Consider the following 16282-nt stretch of genomic DNA (forward strand, 5'->3'; position numbering starts at 1 on the left):
CAGCCAGTCCGTGATAGCTTTTTCTTAAATCCGTAGCTCCACAGGCAAGGTAAACGGTTATGCCACCTGCCAGATCAAGCATGATCTTTCAGTCCCTGTATGAGAACATGAAAAAGTTTCGGTGGGCATTCCGGCATCACCTCGATCCGAATAGCGTTTGTGATAAAAATGCGGACTGGAGACGGGCTGATGTTCGAAGTCTCATTCTTTGAAATTTCCGTTTCCGTTGGCATCTTTGCAAAAATCATATCTGTATCCGATTGTTCGTCCAATGTTTTCAGCTTGCGCAGCCAGTAATTCATTGTAGAGACTGGAACGTGATGTTCCTGACACCATGTTTTGCAAGTCTGCCCACTGAATTGAAATTCATGGATTCTTTCAGACCACAGCGTGATTTTTTTATCTGTTTTCATAATGATACAGTTTCCTTTCTCTGTTATGAAAAGAGTGTATCAGAAAAATATAGTTGCTGACAGATACGGATGATTACGTACTTCCCTTCAATCCGAATAGCGTTTGTGATAAAAATGCGGACTGGAGACGGGCTGATGTTCGAAGTCTCATTCTTTGAAATTTCCGTTTCCGTTGGCATCTTTGCAAAAATCATATCTGTATCCGATTGTTCGTCCAATGTTTTCAGCTTGCGCAGCCAGTAATTCATTGTAGAGACTGGAACGTGATGTTCCTGACACCATGTTTTGCAAGTCTGCCCACTGAATTGAAATTCATGGATTCTTTCAGACCACAACGTGATTTTTTCATCTGTTTTCATAATGATACAGTTTCCTTTCTCTGTTATGAAAAGAGTGTATCAGAAAAATATAGTTGCTGACAGATACGGATGATTACGTACTTCCCTTCAATCCGAATAGCGTTTGTGATAAAAATGCGGACTGGAGATGGGCTGATATTCAAAGTCTCATTCTTTGAAATTTCTTTTTCCGTTGGCATTTTTGCAAAAATCATATCTGTATCCGATTGTTCGTCCAATTTTTTCAGCTTGCGCATCCAATAATTCATTGTAGAGACTGGAACGTGATGTTCCTGACACCATGTTTTACAAGTCTGCCCACTGAATTGAAATTCATGGATTCTTTCAGACCACAACGTGATTTTTTCATCTGTTTTCATAATGATACAGTTTCCTTTCTTTGTTATGAAAAGAGTGTATCAGAAAAATATAGTTGCTGACAGATACGGATGATTACGTACTTACAAATAAACAACGGCTTAATAGCAGAAACCGCTGTCAAGCCGCATCAATTATCATAGAAGATCTAAATTTACAGAAAAAATTTCACTCCCGTCCCACATCCAGTAATACGACATCCTGATGTTGCACTGGAAGTTCTAATTCATTCCAATTAGATTCTGGAATATGACGGGAGGGTGCGGAGTCTGGATACCCAGTTGTAAAACGTAGCTGGACGAATTCCGTTTTCGATGCACCACTGTGCATCGGTTTTGCCGCTTTTGCGGCATTCCATTACAAATTTAAGCTGCTGGGCAGCTGAAGTTTTTGAGTTACGACTCATTGATAGATACCTCCCATAATTATTAGAGTAAAACGCTCGCTTTACTATCAATAATTATGGAGAATATAGAAGAATTAAACAATCCGCCCGATTATTGGGCGCTTACCATGTAACCCATGGGTCACCAGACAATGAAATTATTTTTCCATCTTCCACCTTAAAGTCTTTTAAATTTTCATTTTGTTTTCCATAGAACTGTTCTTGACTTATTTTTATTTCGGGATACTTTTTACTCATTATATAAAAATAACTTTCAGAGCAAATCAATAATACAAACAAACTAAAAATCAATAATATTAATTTTTTTTCATATAATCTTACTTTCCTATGTACCTTCATTCCTTTTTCTCTTTTAGTAAATATACAACTATAAATATATAAAATGGAACTAAGTAGTACTGTGCCAATCCATATCTCTGCCAATAAGCATATGGTGTTGCAACAAAAAGTGTTATGGCAAGCCCCAATGTCGGTGCAATTGCCAATCCCAGTCCCCATTTTTGCTTTTTTATAATTAATAATACTATTAAAAATACAAACCATGTTAGTATAGCAAGTGCCACAGGTGCGTCTCCTATTTCAAAAATGCTTTTTAAATCCACTTTTTGAATTTCTAATAAACTGTGAGGAACTATACCATAATTTTCTCCATTTTCAATATCTCCCAAATTTCCTTTATATATATTATTAGCATCTGTATTTAATTCCCAACGGTTTAATGCCCAATATCCATATGTGTTAAGCGCCCATGCTTCTATATATGCATATGGATTTCTTATAAACATTGAAATATATGTTTTCATAAATCCGTTTAAATGCTCATTTAAATACTTCTGACTAAAATTCTGATCCCATTTTAAAAGATCTACTACACAAGGTCGATATGTATCTTTATAATTTTCCAATGGTAATAAACCATTCATGTATTCTCTATCTTCCTCTGTCATATCTCCATCATATGCAACAACACTCGCCATTTGATTTAAAAATATACCCAGGCTCTCTACCGGCTCTCCATTTAAATCTAATTTTGTGTATACCGGTCCTATAACAATGCTTATAATCAATAAAATACAACCCGTACTTACCATAAGTTTTTTCAAACCTGTTATTATTTTTTTTCTCCGATTCAATATCCATATCAAAATTATCACTAATTCGCAAAACAATCCGATATAAAATCCATTATTTCTTGAAAAACATAATACCACTAACAATAAATTACTCTTTACCAAGAAAAATCTATTATCTGATATAATTTTCCCTTTAGATAATGCAAAATCTGCTAGTACAAGAGACCATACGGCCAACGTTGATGAAAATATTGGATCTTTCCACATAGCAATACTATTCTGTGCAAAAAAAGGAATACAACCAAAAAATACAGTTAAAATTATACATATTTTTATACCAATACCTTTATTTCTAATCCAACATATCTGATATCCAAGGCACAATGCTATATAAATCATCTGTACAATCGTATACACCGCACAACCAAATGTAATATCCTTTATAAAAATTCCTAGTGATAAGCACATTTTCAAAAATAAAGTATAAAAAATCGGATGATGATTATATAATTTGGCTACACCAAGTGCCTGTGCAATTGATCCCAGTGAATCTCCAAATATAAATCCTGGATAGTATATCACTAAATAAGGTATCCATAATATAAAAATTATCAGTGCTGCTCCTAACCATGCCTTTTTATTACTAATACCATATGTACATTTTATTTCAATACTTTCTACTTTTCGTGTAAATCGTGTAATAATTTTTTCCAATAACGCTGTTATTGTTATTGTTAATAATAAAAAAGCTATTACATCATTTACTGTCAAACTTGTCATATAATTCTCAGTCATTAAACCCGTATACATTGAACCATGTAATTCCATATGATATCCTAAAATGACAGCAATACTTAATATACCCGAAAAAATCATATATGGAATCTGTTGTTTTTCTAATCTCCACCCTGAAAACAAATAATACATAATAATGAAAGCACATGCCCAAACAATCCCTGCCTTAGGCAATCGCATATATTCTATAAAGTATCTCCCACATACCATTGCAAACACTATTACAGCAATTTTACTGATTAACACTCCACGTTCTACTGTTTTATCTTTTATACTCAATCTATACCCTCCTCAGTCAAAAACAGATTCCTTCCGCACTGATAAAACTAAATCCGTTTTATTTAACCGTAAAGAAACTGCTTGCATATCTATTCCATGACTATATAAGTCTACTCTTTTTTCAATAAGTCTTTATAATTCATTTCCATTGTATTAAGTTCCGATTCAAATTCCTGTCTGTTTTTCTGTGCAAAAGTATCCAATATCATTCCAGAGAAAAAACTCTGTAATGCAGCCAAGACAATAAAACCGGATGCTATTAGCGTAGGAAATCTTGGTACAAGTCCTGTCTGAACATATGTAACAAAAATTGGTACAAATAAAATTGCTGCTATAATAATTAAAAGCAATGATAAAATTCCAAAGAAATTCATAGGTTTATAATTTTTATATAAACGTCCAATCGTCTTTAACACTTTAAACCCATCACTGTACGTATTGAGTTTGGATTCACTTCCCTCCGGTCTGTCCCTGTATTCAATAATAATATTACTAATCTGCATATTTTTATCAACTGCATGAATACTCATTTCTGTTTCAATTTCAAAACCTTTTGACAATACCGGAAACGTCTTTACAAACTGAAAACTGAAAGCCCTGTATCCTGTCATGATATCTCTGATGTCACTTTTAAACAAATGATTAATTGAAAACCTTACCAAACTATTTCCAAAATTATGAAAAGGTCTTTTATTTTCCTCAAAATAAGTTGAAGATAACCGGTCTCCTACAACCATATCAGTCTTCTTTTCCAAAACTTCCTGCATCATCTGTCTGCCATATTCAACAGGGTATGTATCATCCCCATCTATCATGATGTAACATTGTGCATCAATCTCCCGAAACATCCTACGTATTACATTTCCTTTTCCCTGTTTATATTCCCGTCTTACGACCGCTCCTTCTTCTTTTGCAATTTTTGCTGTGTTATCTGTTGAATTATTATCGTAAACATAAATCGTTGCTTCAGGAATTTCTTTCTTCCAGTCCCTTACTACTTTGCGGATTGTTTTTTCCTCGTTATAACATGGTATCAATATTGCACAATATTCCATCACTTTTCTCCTTATCGTATAATACTTTAGGCATTTGACAAATGCCACAAGTCCTTGGTTTTATTGGGTTTTCTTGCTTGATTTATATAAATTTTCTCTCCACAAATGGTAAAATATAGATAACCACACCAACAATTTCAACCACCTATGAATGAGAAAATTTATGAATGTTAAATATCCCCCTTCGTTTTTCCAGCTCCTTCGGAGTATTTTGATTTGGACAAATTCATTCCTAAAAAAACTTTAATTGCCTGAAAAACTTTTCAATTGTCATAATACTTATTTGGGCTTATTAAAATTCGCCCAAAATCTGATGATCTATGTCAATTCAGAAATAATTCTGAATACTGACCCTTTTTATCTCCTTACCTAAGGGAGAGTTATCCACAGGAATCGATAAAACCATTTATCAATTACCTAATATAATATCTTCATAAAATTTTTAATTCTTACTTTTATCATCTACATTCTCATATATTAAAACATTTCTCACACTGTATCAATACATTGTCAACTTCTAAGAAGCTTGTTTTTCAAACTCCTCCAAAAATATTTCCACATAATCCTCGGACTTTCCTGCTGCAGCTTTAACATATTGTTCTCTCTCTGCAGCTCATCAATGATTCTTACTTTTTCATCTATAGTTTTTTCCTCTATAACTTTGGTCTTCTCATCTACAATTCTTGTCTTTTCCTCTATTTTCTTTTCATTCTCTTCCCTTATCTCACCATACATATTCAGATATACTTCATCCTGCATGTCAACAGTCACGATATCCGATAAAGATGAAAGCAATGTATCCAGCCAGCATATATGCGACGTAGGCGAAGCATACACTAAAACCTCTATTTTATCTTTCAGCATCTGCTTATAAAAGGCATTGCACCGTGCCTCATAATCTCCCCAGTTAGCACTGACAGCATCCGGCAGATACACGAGCTCCTTTCCATACTTATCTGTCCCCTCTGTCAATTCTTTCCGATCCTGATCCGTATATAATATGACATCATTTCCTCGCTGTATCAAATACTGCATACACTCCAGAACCTTTTCATCCATATTGTCATATCCTAAATAACGATAATAAATTGCAATTTTTTTATGCCCCGTTATTTTTGCCCTGTTATAGATATCCTGTCCCTGTTCAAAATATACTCTTGCCACCGCACTGGTAATCTCATCAGGTCTGAAATATTTTCTTAAAATCTCAAATCCCTGCTGTTCGTCCTTTTTTTCCAGCTTATTATGCCAGCAGTCCACACAATCCCACAATATCTTGTCCGCAAAACATTTTGATTCTTTCCGGAACTTTTCAATTGATCCTGTTTTTTCAAGAAATCTCTTTACTAACTCAGATGCCTCTGCACCGGAACATCTTTTTTCAAACTGATCCAGTGATAAAATATCTCCACCAGTTACTCCTATGCCCAGATTATAATTATAATATTTTTCTATTATGCCATAATAATTTTTTGCATAGTACATGAGAAGGAAAAAAATATACCGATCCTCAGATGCAACCAGTCTGATCTGTTCAACATTTGCAAATGCCTCTTCACATACTTCCCGTCTCCAGATCTTATTTGTAATATTAAAGTCAAACTTTTCATCCACAAAACATTTTTCAATCAGATTTCCTTCCAATTCTCCCTCATATGGCGTGAGGAAATTGGTAACCCAGTTTTTTAAATCATCCGATACATTCTCATTTGCGTGTAAAACCGTACCAAAATGCAACACATCTACAGGATGTTCTGTAAGCAGTTTTAAAAGTTCTTCACAGGCAGATACTTCAAGATAATCATCACTATCTACAAACATTACATACTGACCAGCCGCATCTGTAATACCTTTGATTCTTGCACGCAATGTCCCCATGTTCTCATCTGCATGGATCACTTTCATACGATCATCCCGTGCAGCATAATCATTTAAAATCTTTCCGGACGCATCTTGCGATGCATCATCTATACAGATAATTTCAATATCTGATAGTGTTTGCGACAGTAAACTGTCAATACACTGTTGTAAGTACTTTTCAACATTATATACTGGTATGATAATTGATATTTTTGCCATCTTTTTTCCCTCAAAAAAGGACTATCGCAATCTTATTTTGACGGCCCTCTTTTTCTCCTATAACCTTTCCAGTTCCTGTTTTAGCTTCGAAAAACTTATCAGACGATCCGGATATTGTTCATCTGGATCATTTAATTCTCTTTCCGCAGCCCGTTTTAAAACTTCCAGCAAATCACTATATTTTACTTCTTTATGTTTCTGTAAAAATTGATACAAATATCTCACAACTGACCTGCTATACATTTTGACATCTTCACGGATTCCAAGGATGACATCAATAATTTCTTCAAAATCATCGTTCTCCATATCATCCCATAAATCTTCCATATTATCCTCAGATCTGCTTTCTGTCACCTGGTGTAATGCATTTATATTTTGCATAAATGGTAAAAACTCTTTTTCATCAATATTCTCAATAATGAAATTTTTGATATCTCTCACTGTCACATTCGTTTCTATCATATTGCCTTTAAATATCGAAAAAAATTCTGAATATTTTTCCCATACCTGTTCATGAACTATAAAATTGAACTGGATTTCTTCTCTATCTTTGTTAAAAAAAGATATTAAACCTCTGATATTTTCCATTACCTGTTCTGCATTTTCCTGAAGCATTTCTTCTTTAATATTGATCATCAAACGTATTTCATCTGTCGTTTCATATTCCTGCTTATCTTTCTCTGCTCTCGATACAGGCTCTCCTTTTTTTGAAAAAAACAAAACAGAACTATTGTTCACTTTGTGCGTAAGCATATCCAGCAACTGTGATACAGTAGTTATCTCCGGCTGATCACCATTCCGCCATTTTGCCTTTTTGTTCAAATTTTCGATCAGCAGCCGAATCAGTTTTACACCCACTATTTCAATATTACTATTTTTATCTTTTAATATCGCAGTACATTCCCGATCTTTTTCATCACTTACAACTGAATATATAGTTGTTGGAACATACGCATTCCCCCTTTTTTATACCTTCTTTTTATTTGTGTATTCCGTATGCCAAACAATTCTTCCCTATATCGATATTTTAAAAACATATTTGCTTCTTGATTCAGAAACTGTTCTACGGCAAGAAATCTTACCAAACGCTGTTTTTCTATAAACATCTGCCCTAGCATTTGCTCTTTCATTCCATTCATAAGCAACTTTTTATTACGTTCTATTTTTTCATTATTCAAAATATAATCCGAAAGTTCCTTATAGGATACTAAAATATCCACACTATCAATCGGATATCGGTTACTTAACGCAATCTCTTGTTTATAATAGACCGGAATCAAATCTTCCTGTGCAACATTCAGTCCTTCAAACAGACTTCTCGTCTTTTTTACACCTTCCTCAGACGCAACAACCTTTGACATTGCAACGGCATATCTCTTCTTTCCTATGTTCTGCATTAACTGCAATGCCATATTTAAACCTTCGACATTTTCATTATTTGGATATGCAATAAATATGACCTGATTTGATAATGTCAAAAGAGAGAGCGATCCCCATTGATTAAATCCCGCTCTCGTATCAATCAAAATAATATCAACATTCAGTTCTTTCTGCACGTACGCAAATATTTCTCTAAACACATCTTTTTCCTGGATCTGCTGTGTCTGTAAACGTTCAATCTGGTAAACATAATCCTTATTCATAGATTTCAATGCAGGCATTACAAAAATTTCACCAGAAACATTCTTCAACTGAAGTGAGCAGAAAATATCATTTATTCTGACATCTTCACTTCCCTGTATAACTTTTCTGTACAGATACTCTATAGTTCCGTACTGTACTCCGTTGATTTCATCATTTACTTTGTCATAAAAAATATTGTGCAGACTTGGTGCCTCAACATCTAAATCAAGCAGTAATACCCTTTTTCCTGCATCTGCAAGATTATATGCTGTTTCAATCAAAGCAATTGTCCTGCCAACTCCACCTTTATATGAATAAAAACTGATCACCTGAGTCTCCGTCTTGTTCTCCTTGGCAATATTATCTGCATATAATGTATCTGACCAGGATAAGTAGTCATCATTTTTTCTTATCTTTTCAATATGGAGTTCTTCTGCCTGCTCTGTGGAATAAATATTTATAAAACCTATCTGGTCACTATCTGATCTCTTGTCTAACTCTTCTTCCAGCAGCTTTTTTATATCAGTTCTTTTTATATTGGAATCAGATACAACTGTCACATGAATTTTTCCCCTTTTGCTCACGCTTACCTGTACCCATTCATCCCCTTTCAGCTGATATTTACTTTGAATTATTTGTTCTATGTTTTCCCAGATTCTTTCCATCTCTACCTGCCTTTTCACATCCATTAATAATCCATTGTGATTGATTCGTGCCTGCTGTGACACTACATTGACTACATAACATTCCTTTCAACAAACACTCTATATAGATTCCACCTAAATGAATCGAACAAGCTTTACGTCTATTTTCTCCCTTACTCAGTACCTCCCAGTCATCAAAGCGTGATACTGCCGCTTCTTCGTACTTTTCCATTTACTTCTCCCTTGTATCAACAATAGCATTACCAATCGATCACTTCGAAAAATTCATTGATATTAGATCCTCGTCTATTTTCATTATCCCACATAACATCCATCTTAGATATTGTAATTTCAAAATTCTGTTTATTAATTTGATAATGATTAACTATTATCTTCTCTCTCAGTCTTGCAAGCATTTGCTTATATGAATTTCCCTTTGTATTAAGATAATCATATACATCTTTTTTGGCTTTGAAATTATCAACATCTCCAAATTCCAATGTCTGTTCAATATATTTCTTTACATTCTGCCCATTATAATTATCAACATGCAAACATGCAATATACTCAAAATCCGGATTATCTATAATCAAAAAATGCGGTATTCTTTTACTGATATTTTGAAGTGCACAATATCCTATTATTTCTTTTAGTTTCTGCAATTCTCCTATATTCGTTTTAACTCTGTCAAAATCTATTATAATAAACTTTGCCAGACAATTATTACTTGCCTCTTTTTTGATTTCTTCTAAAAAACTTGAATATCCTCCACCATGCATATTCACGGGTCTGAGTGCTAATTCTACCCCCTGCTTCAAACGCATTGCATCAATATAATTATATTCTGTGTCTCCTTCACAAAATATAACAAATTTTTTTCGTAAATTTCTCTTTGGTCTACTCAAACGCAGTGCCTCCCAAAATCCCTTTCATATAAAATTCGTATATTTTTGTTGTATCATATTTTATCTCAGGAAAGTCTGCTAAAGAATACAATTCAGAATCCAATGTATCACGATTTTTTGTAACAAAATAAATCTGTTCTTTCATATAATTTTTCAAATCTAAATGCAATACATTATGGCTTGAAAAAACAAACTGTCCCTTATGATCTTTTCCATTAATAAATGCAATCATCCGCTCTGCTAATATCGGATTGAGCACCCGATCCACTTCATCCGCAAAAACCATCTTATTTTCATACACAACCCTGAAAATCTGAACAGCCCATGCAAAGAACTCCCCAACACCTCCTGAATCTCTTCTAAGCTCCCTTGATAGAATATTTCCCTCTTTTGTTTTTCTGATAATCTTTGTCATACTAAATGGTTTTTCATCATCTATCTCAATTCCACAAATACTGTAATCAACCATACGTAATATCTCTAAAAAACGGTCTTCTTTTAAAATTCTTAAATCGTCTTCTTCATTTTGAATATTTTTGTAAAGATAATAATTATAATTTTTACTTTCAACGACGAGTTTATCATTCATCCAGTTAACAAATTCTATTGCATGTGAATCCCCAACAATGGCTAATTTCGATACAAATAATCCCATTGCTCCTTTATTATATGCTGTCTGTTCAAATACAGTCTGTATCTCTTTATCACAATTATCTATCTTTATCTCAAATTCAACAGCCATAGAAGATGGCTTATCCCCAATCTGCTTTAGATGCTCTCTTTTTGCATATATTATCTTTTTTTCTTTTCCGGTTTTCGACTGTTTAAAAGAAAAACTTTCCTGCACAATACAAAATTCATCAATCTGCAGATTATAATGATATATCGTTCCACTTTCACCAATAACACTTATATCAAATTCCTGCTTTGTTTCACACTCAGCCGGACATTCAGACTGCAGATTATTAATATTGATCAGCGAGCGATACGAATGTTTTACCTTGTTATCTTCAAACATACTTTTCAGAAAAGAAAGGCTGTTAATAAAGTTTGTCTTTCCTCCGGCATTTTCCCCAATCACTACCGCAGTTTTTAAAATATCATATCCCTCTTCTGTTTTAACATAATTATCCGGGAATCTATGTTTTACTTTATTTCCAGGTGCCATCATATCAAATTCTGCTTCTTCAGCAAACGAACAAAAGTTTTTAAACCGATAGGATATTAGCATAAAATGTCACCTCCTATTTATATTTTAGAAAAATCTTATTTTTCTTTCAATATGATTCAGACCCTCAAATACCTGCTCAAAATTTGACCATATTTTCTGTTCATCTTCCATGATTGCCCATTCATGTGTAAATACTGTAATCGGATACTTTTTCTTTATCAGATAGTCCCGTTTTTCCTCTATAGATTCTTCTTTTTCCATTCTTAACCATGTAGGCAAAAATTTCACACCAAGTTTTTTATCATAATATTTTCCATCAGAATATAATTTCGTTCTAGCCTCAGCATCAAGATAATAACTTTCTCTCTCCATTGTTTCGGCACATAAAAATCCTTTGATTCCTTCTCTGTGTAACAATCGTATACCCTCTCTGCTTCCTTTGAAAGAGGATAATCTTAAATACTGCGCTAAACTTTTTTCAGATGTTATACGGCACAGTTCTTTTGTAACCAGCTTGTAATCTTTTAACAGTAACTCAGCACTATCAGCAGCTTCATACGTCCTGTCGGTTTCTGACTCATCAAAACCATATCCATGAAATCCAAATTTAAGCCAGTCTGCATTATTTTCAAATTCATTTATAAATCGGTCTGTTGCATCAGCAAGTGTAAAATTGTACCATGCATTGAAAAAGCAATAACAGTTAAATACGACCCCATACTTCAAATGCAAATTTTTCATTTTATATAAAACAGGATTCTCAAATATGGAAATATACTCTTTATGCTCCGTTAAATCCTTAAAGATCCATAACGTATCGTCGATCGAACAGTGAATTTTTTGACTACGCCATTCCAATAGCTGCATATATTTATTACCCCTTCATATCCTCTATCTGCTTCTGCAGATTATTCACCCAGTCTTTGTATTCCTCTAATTCTTTCACCCGTTCTTCAATCTGTTTTTGCAGATTGTTCACCCAATCTTTATATACTTCTGTGTCCTTCATTCGTTCTTCATTTTGCTTCTGTAAATTTTCAACCCAGTTTTTGTATTCTTCCAGTTCTTTCATCCGTTCTTCATTCTGCTTCTGCAGATTCTCATTCCAATCTTTACTTATCTGAAGATTTTCCTCCAGAAAACTTACATGCTGTTCTAAAGATTGCTTTGATTTTCTTAATTCCTCACTGTCCAAAACTTTCTGATAATGTCTTAATCCCCAATAACCCAGCATTTCATCGATACTCTTCTGATAAATATCCTTTGTATCGTTTTCTACTGTTTTAATACATACTTTGTCCAGAATCTCTGTAAATTGCTGTATGATATACTTTTCATCGTAGGAATTACTTATTTTTCCACACAATTGCTCATATGCTTCCGTAAATTTTTTGAAATCACATACCAATTTTACATTACAATTATCTTTTAAATATAAATATACATTTTTTACTTTCGCATTAAAATTATCAAACGTGATGCATGGTGTTCCCGTTATTACAGAAAATATCATTCCATGCAGCCTATCCGTAATCACGAGCTCGGCAGACTGAAATTCCTCTATTTTCTGCTTTAATAATTGTTCTCTATTTTCCTTACAGTAATCATCCATCTGCGTATCTGTATATTTTATTTCTGAAAATCTTTCTTTCAAAAAACCTTCTACATTCTCAACATCCTGTTGGTTCATAACACTTTCTTTGTCACTGCGCAGACAAATTAGAGCTCCCTTGCGTTTCTTTTTCACATCAACAGCGTTCAGGGAAAGTACAACATCCGGCAGCATATATATTTCGTTTATAAAATTTTCTTTTAAGATTTTAAAAGATTCTGCATCACGCGCAATGAGAACCAGATTTTTATTTTTATTATAAATACAAACACTCCGCTCTAATTCTTCTTTTCCCTCTGCATCCTCTGAAAAATATACCGTCTGTGGAAACATGATGATTCTGTTATTCCTGAACTGGCTGATTACAGATCTGCGAATCATCTCATCATCCATGTAATAATTTCCAAAATTACCACCTCCCTGCAGTATCAGAATATCCTGTTTTTGAATCAGATGTGCAATTCCTTCTATATCTGTTTCAAAATCACTCATATCCACATCTACCACATTAGCAGCCGGAAAATAATTTTTCAGTAACTTCTGTGTTGCGTACCAGATTGCCTGATCTCCCATATTTCCATGATCCGGAGTACCAATAATAAACACATTCTGCTTCTCATCTTCCATATGATATTTGTTTTTTATAACATGATAATAATCCAGATATGCCACTTTCCGCTCCTTATTATATGATGTAAAAACTTCTCCATCATAATTTGTCTCATAAAGTTTACAACTCATTGCTGCTTTCATTTCCGGTCTCAGCCATTCATTGTCTGTTCCTTCCAAACGATTTCTTGTCTCTGCATAAGTTACTGTATCTACTCCCGGTATATCTCCCAACGTCAGAAAAGCATGCCCATTATAGCAATGTGCCAGTCCGCATTTTGTTCCAACCGGACACTCAACCAGCTTTTCATCACAATTTTCATAAATATTTCCCAGTGTATCTCCCGTGTAACATTGTTTATATTCACCTGTATTTAAGTCTACCCAATAACTCCACATCCCGGCATGGCAAAATTCTGTTCTCTTTTTCTTAAATATGGAATACTTAAAATCCAGCAATTTTGAATCAAACGTGCTCCAGATATCATAAAATTCCGGCAGGGAATGCTCTGATAATAACTCTATTCCACCGGTTCTGTCATCTCTTGCTATTGTCACATGGCAAGGTGCTCCAAAATTATCCACACATACCTTTTTTACTTCATCGATATGCGGAATCAATTCATCATTTGGTGTTACTTCTACGGTATAAGAACAACCGGACTGAGCAATTTTCTTAACATTGCCAATAAAGGTATCCATCATGTTCAGACGGATCATCTCTAAATAATGGAATGAAAATTTTATAAAAAGATGGCTTAACAATGCTTTATCCCATGTGATGATTTCGTCAAACCGCTTTGTCATAGTGCCATTTGTGACCACCATAACATAATGTCCCTCTTCTAATAATGCTTTTACTACTGGCAAAATGGTTTCCCCTAATAAAGTCTCTCCACCAGCACACAAATTAATAAGACAAATCCCTCCCATACGTTCTTTTGACAGTGCACTTTGAATTTCTTTCGGAGAACGTTGCAATTCAATGATATGATTCTTAAATTTATTACGCAATGCAATATAACAATAATGGCATTTCAAATTACAGGTTTCCGTCTCAATATAACAATCAATAAATTTTACTACCTTTTCCAACTTTATTTTCCTCCACTATTGTTATTCAATGCATTTTATCTACAACAATTTTTTATATGTCACATTCCCCTTAGCCTCTTCGAACTCATCCGGTGTGCCAAATGAAACATGCTGATCCACATTAAAACTTTTGATTTTTCTGCCCTGTTCTGCCATCACATTATATACACCACTGACAAAAAACTCATTGTAGGAACAATTTTCCAAATAAATCTCCACAGCTTCTTCAAATATCTGCTTATTTCTAAAATAATAAGCTCCACAAATCGCATCTTCACTGATTGCCTGTTTTTCAACTGTGTGATTCACATATCCATTTTCATCGTATGCAACAAAACTGAACTTTGGATCATGCGATTTGAAAGTCAATAAGCCTCCATCAATCGTCTCAAATTCGTTATTTTTGCAGAATTCATAAAATGAACTGCACAAAAACAAATGGTCACAATCATTAAAAATGATCGGTTTATCATTCTCTATATTGGTCACACCCGCCTTGCAAGTCAGTACAGCTCCAGGTAATACTTCCGGAATCACATTGATTCTGGCATCCGGATAAAATTCTTTAATTCTCTGGTCAATCGCAAATTTTTCAATATGCTCTTTTAATACAACAAATGTAAGGCTTTCGATTTCAATATTTTTGATCAGTGACTGTGTTGCCCAGTAAAAAAACGGTTTCCCATAAATCTCAATTAAAGGTTTCGGTACATTAAATCCATGATTTCCAAATCTGGTGCCGCCACCACCCATAGGCATTATTACATTTAATCTTTTCATGTTTTACTTTTCTCCTAATCTGCTTAACAACTCACACTCATTTTCAATGACTCTTCTCAGTCCTTCTTCCATATCAATTTCAGGAACCCATCCATATTTTTCTTTTGCATGTGCATTATCACAAAGAGAATATTTATTAATTTCATGTGCTAAAATTTCATTTTTTATCGGATATGCACCACTATATAAATCAGGATATTTTTCCCAATAATGTGCATCATCTGCATATTCTGCCTTAATATCCTTATTCATGATTTTTGAAGCAATCGCATACATCTCATTTACAGAATAATTTACATTTGATGCCACATTTACACAATCAAAACCTTCACCTTCCTGCGCTAAAATAGCAAGGCGTACTAAATCATCTACATAAATATAATCTCTTCTCTGATTTCCATCAGAATGGAATATCGGTGTCCTATCGTAATATAATTCCCGAATCATATATGCTACAAAAGGAGGTTGCTTTCTTAAGCAATCTATATGCGGACCATAAACATTAGAAAATCTTAAGCACGTAACATTCATACCATATGTTTTACAGTAAGATTCACAAAATCTCTCTGCTACATATTTAGTATTAGGATAAATAAGTGTCGGTTGTTTAAAATTATTTTCCACGGTCGGAAACTCTGTTTCATTCTCATACATTGCATTTGTACTTGCTAAAATAAGTTTCTTTATGCCATATTTTCTTCCATTCTCCAATAAATTCACAGTTCCAATAACATTTACATCTATTGCCTGCTGTGGATCAGTCTGACAATCAGGAAGCGGTGCAATACCAGCAATATTATAAATATAATCTACATCTCCAGCCTTGAGAAGATCTGCTATGCCATCCTTATCTCTAATATCCATTTTTATAATCTCATTTGCAAAACTATGATCTTCAAACTCAAGATTATCCATTTTTCCATATGAGAAATTGTCAATCAAAATTAATTCTGCACCATTCTTCCATAGTGTATGTGCCAACTGTGAACCAATAAATCCTGCCGCACCTGTTATCATTATTTTCATT

17 protein-coding genes are annotated in these 16282 nt (G+C 33.9%); all 17 read right to left on the reverse strand.

Annotation, left to right across the window (positions count from 1 at the left end; genetic code table 11):
- Positions 1 to 74: 74 nt before the first annotated feature.
- Positions 75 to 413 carry an IS66 family insertion sequence element accessory protein TnpA gene (gene tnpA, locus DW650_RS05750; RefSeq protein WP_118209306.1) on the reverse strand — a complete coding sequence of 113 codons (339 nt, stop codon included), beginning with the start codon at positions 411 to 413 and terminating at the stop codon, positions 75 to 77.
- A 23-nt stretch (positions 414 to 436) separates the two neighbouring features.
- Entirely contained in the window at positions 437 to 772 is a 336-nt protein-coding gene (gene tnpA, locus DW650_RS05755) for an IS66 family insertion sequence element accessory protein TnpA (protein WP_243102865.1), read from the reverse strand.
- A gap of 23 nt (positions 773 to 795) precedes the next feature.
- Positions 796 to 1131, reverse strand: coding sequence for an IS66 family insertion sequence element accessory protein TnpA (tnpA, locus tag DW650_RS05760; RefSeq protein ID WP_243102866.1), 336 nt, complete (start codon positions 1129 to 1131; stop codon positions 796 to 798).
- Between the two features lie 233 nt (positions 1132 to 1364).
- Positions 1365 to 1535, reverse strand: coding sequence for an IS66 family insertion sequence element accessory protein TnpA (tnpA, locus tag DW650_RS20755; RefSeq protein ID WP_015559597.1), 171 nt, complete (start codon positions 1533 to 1535; stop codon positions 1365 to 1367).
- 102 nt (positions 1536 to 1637) lie between these two features.
- Positions 1638 to 1874, reverse strand: a complete 237-nt coding sequence (locus DW650_RS05770; RefSeq protein ID WP_015521680.1) for a hypothetical protein — start codon at positions 1872 to 1874, stop codon at positions 1638 to 1640.
- A complete protein-coding gene (locus DW650_RS05775; RefSeq protein WP_118209307.1) occupies positions 1871 to 3682 on the reverse strand; it encodes a DUF6020 family protein in 1812 nt (603 codons plus the stop codon). Before DW650_RS05775 ends, DW650_RS05770 begins: the two co-directional genes overlap by 4 nt.
- A gap of 110 nt (positions 3683 to 3792) precedes the next feature.
- Positions 3793 to 4737, reverse strand: a complete 945-nt coding sequence (locus DW650_RS05780; RefSeq protein WP_015559596.1) for a glycosyltransferase family 2 protein — start codon at positions 4735 to 4737, stop codon at positions 3793 to 3795.
- A 510-nt stretch (positions 4738 to 5247) separates the two neighbouring features.
- Entirely contained in the window at positions 5248 to 6816 is a 1569-nt protein-coding gene (locus DW650_RS05785) for a glycosyltransferase family 2 protein (RefSeq protein WP_118209308.1), read from the reverse strand.
- 57 nt (positions 6817 to 6873) lie between these two features.
- Positions 6874 to 7638, reverse strand: coding sequence for a hypothetical protein (locus tag DW650_RS05790; RefSeq protein WP_147403007.1), 765 nt, complete (start codon positions 7636 to 7638; stop codon positions 6874 to 6876).
- 98 nt (positions 7639 to 7736) lie between these two features.
- Positions 7737 to 9104 (reverse strand): KGGVGR-motif variant AAA ATPase, encoded by a 1368-nt coding sequence (locus DW650_RS05795; RefSeq protein WP_158576208.1) that lies wholly within the window; start codon positions 9102 to 9104, stop codon positions 7737 to 7739.
- Positions 9061 to 9315, reverse strand: a complete 255-nt coding sequence (locus DW650_RS19500) for a hypothetical protein (RefSeq protein WP_015559592.1) — start codon at positions 9313 to 9315, stop codon at positions 9061 to 9063. Before DW650_RS19500 ends, DW650_RS05795 begins: the two co-directional genes overlap by 44 nt.
- 28 nt (positions 9316 to 9343) lie before the next feature.
- A complete protein-coding gene (locus tag DW650_RS05800; RefSeq protein ID WP_158576209.1) occupies positions 9344 to 9988 on the reverse strand; it encodes an RloB domain-containing protein in 645 nt (214 codons plus the stop codon).
- Positions 9981 to 11219 (reverse strand): AAA family ATPase, encoded by a 1239-nt coding sequence (locus DW650_RS05805; protein WP_118209312.1) that lies wholly within the window; start codon positions 11217 to 11219, stop codon positions 9981 to 9983. The genes DW650_RS05800 and DW650_RS05805 overlap by 8 nt, the downstream gene beginning before the upstream one ends.
- A gap of 24 nt (positions 11220 to 11243) precedes the next feature.
- Positions 11244 to 12026 (reverse strand): hypothetical protein, encoded by a 783-nt coding sequence (locus DW650_RS05810; RefSeq protein WP_118209313.1) that lies wholly within the window; start codon positions 12024 to 12026, stop codon positions 11244 to 11246.
- Between the two features lie 7 nt (positions 12027 to 12033).
- Entirely contained in the window at positions 12034 to 14475 is a 2442-nt protein-coding gene (locus DW650_RS05815; protein WP_118209314.1) for a polysaccharide pyruvyl transferase family protein, read from the reverse strand.
- 39 nt (positions 14476 to 14514) lie between these two features.
- Positions 14515 to 15255 (reverse strand): glycosyltransferase family 2 protein, encoded by a 741-nt coding sequence (locus tag DW650_RS05820; protein WP_118209315.1) that lies wholly within the window; start codon positions 15253 to 15255, stop codon positions 14515 to 14517.
- A 3-nt stretch (positions 15256 to 15258) separates the two neighbouring features.
- On the reverse strand, positions 15259 to 16281 hold the full coding sequence (locus DW650_RS05825) for an NAD-dependent epimerase/dehydratase family protein (RefSeq protein WP_118209316.1): 1023 nt from the start codon (positions 16279 to 16281) through the stop codon (positions 15259 to 15261).
- Between the last annotated feature and the right edge of the window lies 1 nt (position 16282).

This window comes from Roseburia sp. AM23-20 (assembly GCF_003470905.1).
Taxonomy (GTDB): domain Bacteria; phylum Bacillota; class Clostridia; order Lachnospirales; family Lachnospiraceae; genus Roseburia; species Roseburia rectibacter.